Source organism: Kitasatospora sp. NPDC058162, assembly GCF_042884005.1.
GTDB lineage: Bacteria > Actinomycetota > Actinomycetes > Streptomycetales > Streptomycetaceae > Kitasatospora.
Genome location: NZ_JBHVUS010000077.1, coordinates 1 through 7,581, shown reverse-complemented (window position 1 = coordinate 7,581; position 7,581 = coordinate 1). Strand labels below are relative to the sequence as shown.

At 72.5% G+C, this 7,581-nt stretch carries 5 protein-coding genes; all 5 read left to right on the top strand.

What is annotated here, in order from left to right; translation table 11 throughout:
• Window positions 1–6 precede the first annotated feature (6 nt).
• On the top strand, window positions 7–4,233 hold the full coding sequence (locus tag ACFVXG_RS45945; RefSeq protein WP_387936490.1) for an SDR family NAD(P)-dependent oxidoreductase: 4,227 nt from the start codon (window positions 7–9) through the stop codon (window positions 4,231–4,233).
• A gap of 74 nt (window positions 4,234–4,307) precedes the next feature.
• The gene (locus tag ACFVXG_RS45940; protein ID WP_387936489.1) at window positions 4,308–4,790 is read left to right on the top strand and encodes a nuclear transport factor 2 family protein; all 483 of its coding nucleotides are present in this window, start codon (window positions 4,308–4,310) and stop codon (window positions 4,788–4,790) included.
• Between the two features lie 50 nt (window positions 4,791–4,840).
• A complete protein-coding gene (locus tag ACFVXG_RS45935) occupies window positions 4,841–5,332 on the top strand; it encodes a hypothetical protein (RefSeq protein WP_387936488.1) in 492 nt (163 codons plus the stop codon).
• The gene (locus ACFVXG_RS45930; protein WP_387936487.1) at window positions 5,329–6,630 is read left to right on the top strand and encodes an NAD(P)/FAD-dependent oxidoreductase; all 1,302 of its coding nucleotides are present in this window, start codon (window positions 5,329–5,331) and stop codon (window positions 6,628–6,630) included. The genes ACFVXG_RS45935 and ACFVXG_RS45930 overlap by 4 nt, the downstream gene beginning before the upstream one ends.
• Window positions 6,631–6,734: 104 nt before the next feature.
• Complete coding sequence (locus ACFVXG_RS45925; protein WP_387936486.1) at window positions 6,735–7,541, top strand: thioesterase family protein; 807 nt, start codon at window positions 6,735–6,737, stop codon at window positions 7,539–7,541.
• Window positions 7,542–7,581: the final 40 nt, after the last annotated feature.

Sequence of the window (7,581 nt, the reverse complement as noted above, 5' to 3'; positions counted from 1 at the left end):
GAGGCGATGCCCTGGCACAGCCAGGACCGTCCGCGCCGCGCGGCGGTGTCCTCCTTCGGCATCAGCGGCACCAACGCGCACGTCATCCTCGAAGAGCCACCCGCGGAAGCCGAAGTGGCGGGGACACCGACGGCCGCGGCCGCCACCCCGTGGGTGCTGTCCGCCCGTTCGGACAGTGCGCTGCGCGAGCAGGCCAAGCGGCTCCACGCGCACCTGGCGGCGGCGGACCGTGCGCAGGTCAGCCCTGCGGACGTCGGCTTCAGCCTCGCCACCGGCCGTACGGTGTTCGACCAGCGTGCGGTCGTCCTCGGCCAGGACCGCAGCGAGCTCCTCGACGCGCTCGCGGCGTTGGCCGACCGTCGGGAGTCCGCGCGGGTCGTCCTCGGCGTCGAGGGCGGGTCGCCCGCCCCCGCGGACCGGGTGGCGTTCGTCTTCCCGGGTCAGGGCTGGCAGTGGACCGGCATGGGCCGGGAGCTGATGGACTCGTCGGCGGCCTTCGCCACGCGCATGGCCGAGTGCGGACGAGCGCTCGCGCCCTTCGTGGACTGGTCGCTGACCGACGTGCTCGACGACGAGACCATGATGGCGAAGGTCGACGTCGTCCAGCCGGCCATGTGGGCGGTGATGGTGTCGCTCGCCGCCGTGTGGGAGTCGCTCGGTGTGGTGCCGTCGGCGGTCATCGGCCACTCCCAGGGCGAGATCGCGGCGGCCACCGTCGCCGGAGTGCTGTCGCTCGACGACGGTGCGAAGGTGGTGGCCCTGCGCGCGCAGGCCATCAGCAGGATCGCGGGCGAGGGTGGCATGTCGTCGGTGGCACTGCCGCTCGACGCGACCGGGCAGCTGCTCGCCTCCGTCGGCGGGGACCTGCACGTCGCCGCCGTCAACGGCCCCACCTCCACCGTCGTCGCGGGCGCCGCGGCGGCTCTGGACGCCCTGGCCGCCGAGGCCGAGGCACGCGGGATCCGGGTGCGCCGGGTCCCCGTCGACTACGCCTCCCACTCGCCCCACATGGAGGCGCTGCGCAGCGACCTCGCCGTTGCGCTCGCCCAGGTGGCGCCGCGCGAGGGGCGGCTGCCGCTCTACTCCACGGTGACCGGTGCGCGGCTCGACGACACCACCGTGATGGACGGCGAGTACTGGTACCAGAGCCTGCGCCGGACCGTCCTGTTCGAGGACGCCGTACGCGCCCTGGCCGCCGACGGGTTCGGCGTGTTCGTGGAGAGCAGCGCCCACCCGGTGCTGACCTACAGCGTCGAGGAGACGCTCGCCGACATGGACGTCGAGGCCGCGGTGGTCGGCACCCTGCGCCGCCACACCGGCGGCTGGGACCGCTTCCTGCAGTCGGCCGCCGAGGTCTACTGCTGCGGCGCGGCGGTCGCGTGGGGCGCCGTGTTCGCCGGCTCCGGCGACGGCACGGGGCCCGAGCGGGTCGAACTTCCCACCTACGCCTTCCAACGCCGCCGGCTGTGGCTGGACGCACCGGCGGCCGTCGGGGACGTGTCGGCGGCGGGCCTCCAGCGGAGCGGGCACCCGCTGGTCGGTGCCGCTGTCGAACTGGGCGGTGACGCGGGCGTGGTGCTCAACGGCGTGGTGTCGCTGTCGTCCCATCCGTGGCTGGTCGACCACGCGGTTTCGGGCGTCATCCTGCTGCCGGGCGCCGCGCTGGTCGAGTTGGCCTCGGTTGCGGGCGGCCGGACCGGACACCCGGTGGTGGAGGAACTCACCCTGGAGGCGCCGCTCGTGGTGCCCGAGGACGGCCAGGTGAGGATCCAGGTCGTGGTCGGCGCACCCGCCGACGAACGCCGCCCGGTGACGGTCTACGCCCGCACCCGCGACGACCGGCCCTGGACACGGCACGCCACGGGTCACGTGGTCGGCCGCCGCCCGGAGCAGGCCGACTGGGCCCTCGGCGCGTGGCCGCCGGCCGGCGCCGTCCCCGTCGACCTCTCCGGCGCCTACGACCGGCTGGCCGAGCGCGGCTACGAGTACGGCCCGGCCTTCCAGGCCCTGCGGGAGCTGTGGCAGGCGGGTGACGACCTCTACGCGGAGGTCGCCCTCGGTGCCGACGTGGACGGCTCCGGATTCAGCATCCACCCCGCGCTGCTGGACGCGGCCCTGCACCCGCTGGTGCTCGCCGGCCAGGACGACGCAGGCCGGGTCAGGCTCCCCTTCGCCTGGACCGGCGTGTGGGCGGACTGCGCGCAGGTGACCCGCCTGCGGGTCCGGCTGGTGACACGCGGAGCGGACGACTACCGGGTGGAGCTGGCCGACGCCTCCTCCGGTGCCCCGGTCGGCATGGTCGACTCCCTTCGGGCCCGTCCGATCGCCCTGCGTCGACTCACCGAAGCCGTACGGGCTGCGGGCGGTGCGCCGGAGGACGGCGGGCTGCTGCAGCTGGACTGGGTGCCGGTGCCGCCCGCTGCCACGACGCCGGGGTCCGTCGTCGTGACGGCGGATCCGGCGTCGCTGAGCGAGGTCCCCGGTTGCGTGGTGGTCCCGGTGGGTTCCGCCGTGGGCGAGAGCGTGCCGGCTGCCGCGCACCGGCTGGCCGGTGAGGTGCTGGGGCTGGTGCAGGACTGGTTGGCCGAGGAGCGCTTCGCCGCCTCCCGGCTGGCCGTCGTCACGTGCGGTGCGGTCTCCATCGGCGGCCACGACGCACCGGCCGATGTGGCCGCCGGTGTGGTCTGGGGCCTGGTGCGCGCGGCGCAGTCCGAGCACCCCGACCGCTTCGTCCTGGTCGACCTCGACCCGGCCGACGTGCAGTCGGGCGTGGAGGACCTCGATGCCCGGGTGCTGTTCGGCGGTGAGGCGCAGCTCGTCGTACGCGGCGGCCAGGCGCTCGCGCCGCGGTTGGTCCCGGGGTCCGCGGCGGGCGCCGGAGCCGGCTTCGACCTGGACGGCACCGTGCTGATCACCGGCGGTTCGGGAACGCTGGGTGTGCTGGTGGCCCGGCATCTCGTCCAGGAGCACGGCGTACGCCACCTGCTGCTGCTGTCGCGGCGCGGCGAGGCGGCGCCCGGCGCGGCCGAACTGGCGGCGGAGCTGGGCGAGGCCGGTGCACAGGTACGGTTCGCCGCCTGCGACGCGGCCGATGCCGGGGCGCTGGCCGCAGTCGTCGCCGCGATCCCAGCCGAGCACCCGCTGACCGGGGTGGTGCACTCGGCCGGTGTCCTCGACGACGGACTGGTGGAGTCCCAGACCGTCGAGCGTGCCGCGTCGGTGCTGCGTCCGAAGGTGGACGCCGCCTGGAACCTGCACGAGCAGACCAAGGACCTGCCGCTGGCGGCGTTCGTGCTCTTCTCCTCCCTCGCGGGTGTGCTCGGCAACTCCGGCCAGAGCACCTACGCGGCGGCCAACACCTTCCTGGACGGGCTCGCCGCCCACCGGCACGGCTCCGGTCTGCCGGCGCACTCTCTGGCCTGGGGTCTGTGGGAGGAGGTCAGCGACATGACCGGCCGGTTGAACGAGGCGGACCGGGCCCGGATGGCCCGCCTGGGCGTCAGGGCGCTGTCGGCGACCGAGGGCCTCGCGCTCTTCGACGCCGCACTGGGCTCCGCCCAGGCGCAGCTGGTGACGGCGGCGGTGAACCGTACGACGCTGCGGTCCAGTGCGCGGGAGGCACTGCCCGCGCTCCTGCGGACCCTCGTCCCGCACCGCCGCACGACCGACGCCGCCGCGTCCGGTGCCAGTTGGGCGCAGAGCCTGTCCGCCCTCGGCGAGCACGAGCGCGCTGGCAGCGTTCTCGGCCTGGTCCGCGCGACCGTCGCCGCGGTCCTCGGCTACGAGTCGCCGCAGGACCTCCAGGTCGACCGGGCGTTCAAGGAGCTCGGCTTCGACTCCCTGACCGCCGTGGAGCTGCGCAACCGGCTCACCGCGGCGACCGGGCTCCGGCTGCCCGCGTCCCTCGTCTTCGACCATCCCACGCCCGAGGCGATCACCGCCCACCTGCTGGACCACCTCGCCGCGCGGTCGGCGGTCGACGGGGCGGGCGCGACACAGGACGGGCGCGGCGAGCTGCCGCTGTCCGTCGTGGAGGAGATGGACCGCCTGGAGGAACTGCTCGCCGCGTACTCGCCGGTGACGGACGAGCACACGCCGGTGGAACAGCGGCTGCGCTCGATGCTCTCGATGTGGAGCATGGCCCGCGCCTCCGCGCTGGGCGCCGCCCGCGACAGGTCGGCCGGCAGTGCGGTCAGCCCGAGCGAGCTCCTCGCCCTCATCGACGCCCAATGACGTCGCCCGCGACCCATCACATCGGCGGCCTGCGCACGCAGCGGCAGGCCGCCGCCCCCGGAGAGAGGAAACACATGTCCATCGTCGTGGAGGAAGCGCCCACGGGCAGCAGGAACACTGCTCTGTGGCACCGCTGGATCGACCTGTGGAACGGGGACTTCGCCGTCGCCGAGACCATCGTCGCCCCCAAGATCGTGTGCCACCTGCCGACCTTCGGCCGGACCGCCGGACCGGAGGGTGTGGACAGCCCGGCCGCCCTGGTCCGGTGGATCGAGCAGTGGCACTCGAACTTCTCCGAGCTGACGACGACCACCAGCCTCGGCCCGTTCGTCAACGACGAGGACATCGTCGGCAGGCGGCGGTTCACCGGCCTGTGGAAGGGCGGCGAGCCCGGCGGCGCGACCGCCCCGGCCGGTACCGACGTCGACTTCACGGGGATCGACATCCTCCGGCTCGACGAGGACGGACTGATCGCCGAGTACTGGGTCGGCGACAACCTGATCGACATGTACTGCGGACTGGGCGCGATCAGCGAGCCGGTTCGGGCGAGGGCCTGATGGCGCTCTCACGTCCAGCCCCTGAACATCCGACAGACGAAGGAACTAAGATGTCCAACCCCGTGGCGCACACGCCCGTGGACCAGGCGAAGGCGGAGCTGTGGCATCGCTGGATTGGCCTGTGGAGCGGTGACTTCCCCGTCGAGGAGAGGTTTGCCGTCGGCGACAGCATCATCGCGCCGGACCTCACCTGCCACCTCGCCCACTACGAGATGCCCGAGTCGCACCTCATCAACAGCCCCGGGGCCGTGGTGCGGTGGATCGACGTGTGGCACTCGTACTTCTCCGAGTCGAAGATGGTCACCGCCGTCGGCCCGTTCGTCAGTGAGCGGTACGTCATGGGCCGTTGGAGCTTCCGCGGGGTGTGGAAGGGCGGCAAGCCGCGCGGCGCGACCGCCCCGGCCGGATCCGAGGTGGCAATCGAGGGCCACGACATCCTCAGGCTGGACGAGAACGGACTCATCGCCGAGTACTGGGTCGGCGACAACCTGCTCGACATGTACGGGCAGCTCGGTGCGATCAAGAAGCTGGTCACGTCATGACGACCCACGACATCTCCGCGGCCCCCGAGGCCCCCTACGACGTGGTCGTCTGCGGCGGCAGCGTGGCCGGCTGCGCGGCCGCGATCCTCTACGCGCGGGCGGGGGCCCGCGTGGCCCTGATCGAGCGCCACAAGAACCCTGACGCCTACAAGGTGCTCTGCAACCACTACATCCAGCCCTCCGCGCTGCCCATCATGGAGGACCTCGGGCTGACGCCGCTGCTGGACGAGGCGGGCGCCCCGAAAACGCTCTCCGTGGCCTGGTGGACCCGTTGGGGCTGGATCCAGCCACAGTCCGAGCACGCGTCGTCCCCCCTGCCGTACGGCTACAACGTCCGCCGCGAGACGCTCGACCCGATGCTGCGGAAGATCGCCATGGAGACGCCCGGCGTCGACACCATGCTGGGGACCACGGTCACCGGGGTGGTGCGGGAGAACGGGCGGGTCGTGGGTGTCCGGGTGAAGCGTGCCGGGGCGGAGGACAGCGAGGTCCGCGGCGCGCTGGTGGTCGGCGCCGACGGGCGCAACTCGTCGATCGCGAAGTTCGCCGAGCTGGCCGAGAAGAGCGTGCCGAACAACCGCTTCAGCTTCTTCGCCTACTACCGCGGCGATGTCCTGCCCAAGTCCGATGTCAGCTACATCTGGTTCGGCAAGGACATGGCGTACGCGAACCCGACGGACGGCGGCCTGACGGCCATCGCCTGCGCACCCGGCAAGAGCCACCTGCCCGCCTTCAAGGACGACCTCGAGTCGGCCTACACCAAGTACATCGGCCGGCTGCCGAACGGCCCGGACCTGGCGAGGGGCGAGCGCGTCTCGAAGATCATCGGTACCACCGACTACCCGCTGATCAGCCGGGAATCGGCCGCTCCCGGCGTGGCGCTCGTCGGCGACGCCGGGCTGTGCTCCGACCCGATCTGGGGCGTCGGGGTCGGCTGGGCCTTCCAGTCGGCCACCTGGCTCGTCGAAGCCACCAAGGGCACGCTGACCCTTGGCGCCGGCGAGGTGGACCGCGGCCTGGAGGTCTACCGGCGGACCCGGCGGGCGCTCCTGCGCGCTCAGCAGTTCCTGATCTCCGACTACGCCACCGGGCGGCCGATGAACGCGATCGAGCGGCAGCTCTTCGCCGCCGCGACCCGCGACGACGTGACAGCACGCCATCTGCACACCTACGCGAGCAGGTTGATCGGCGTCGGTGAATTCCTCGCGCCCAAGGTGATCGCCCGCGCGAGCGTGGTCAACCTCAGGCACCGGCTGAAGGGCGACAGCAGTCAGTCGGCCGCCGGCCGGGTCTGGTAGCCCGGCCGCTGCCGGGCTGACCGTCAGGATTCGTGCCATGCGTGCCGCGTGCCATGCGTGCCATGCGTGTCGGCCAAACGCACCCAGATGAAGGAGTAGTTCACTTGCGGACCCTCACCAGCAGCGATGTGGAACTGCCGGCGCTCGACCCGACCTGGTGGTCGTGGAGTTCGGCGCACGGAGGCCTGCTCGCCGCCATCATGATGCGGCACGCCCGGCGTCAGGCCGACACGATGACGCAGCGGTCGCTGCACGCGTCGTTCCTCTCTCCCGTCACCACGGCACCGCTGCGGCTGTCGACCGAGATCCAGCAGCGCAACATGTCCAGCGTGGTGACCAGGTCGACGCTCTTCCACGACGGCGTGCCGTCCGTCACCGCGACCTCGCTCTTCGCGGACTCGCACCCGGGAGAGGACGTGCTCTACCGCAGCCCTCGGCCGCTGGTCGTGCCGGCGGTCGACGACTGCCCCGAGCTGGTCCTGTCGGAGGAACTCATCCCGGTAGCCCAGCACCTGAGCATCAGGATGGCGACCGATGTCCGCCCGCTGTCCGGCGGGGATGAACCCCGACTGACCGCGTGGATACGGTTGAAGAACCTCGACCTGGGGCCCGCGGAGGCCGCTGTCGTCCTCCTCGACTCGATGCCGCCGGCGATCTACGGGGTCCTCGACAAGCCGGTCCCGGTTCCCTCGGCCGAGATCTCGGTGCGGTTCACCGACCAGATCGCCGCCGGCGGCCTGGACGACTGGGCTCTCATCCAGGTCAGGACCGAGCAGGCAGGCTCCAGCTGGACGCTCGAATCGGGCAGCCTGTGGACGCCCGACGGGACCCTGATGGGGGTCAGCCTCCAGACCCGCCGCATCGTGGCGAACACCGAGGACCTGCGGCAGCCCGCTCTGTTCGGCGGCTGACAGCACGACGAAACGTCCCGCCGACCTCCGGATTCCGGAG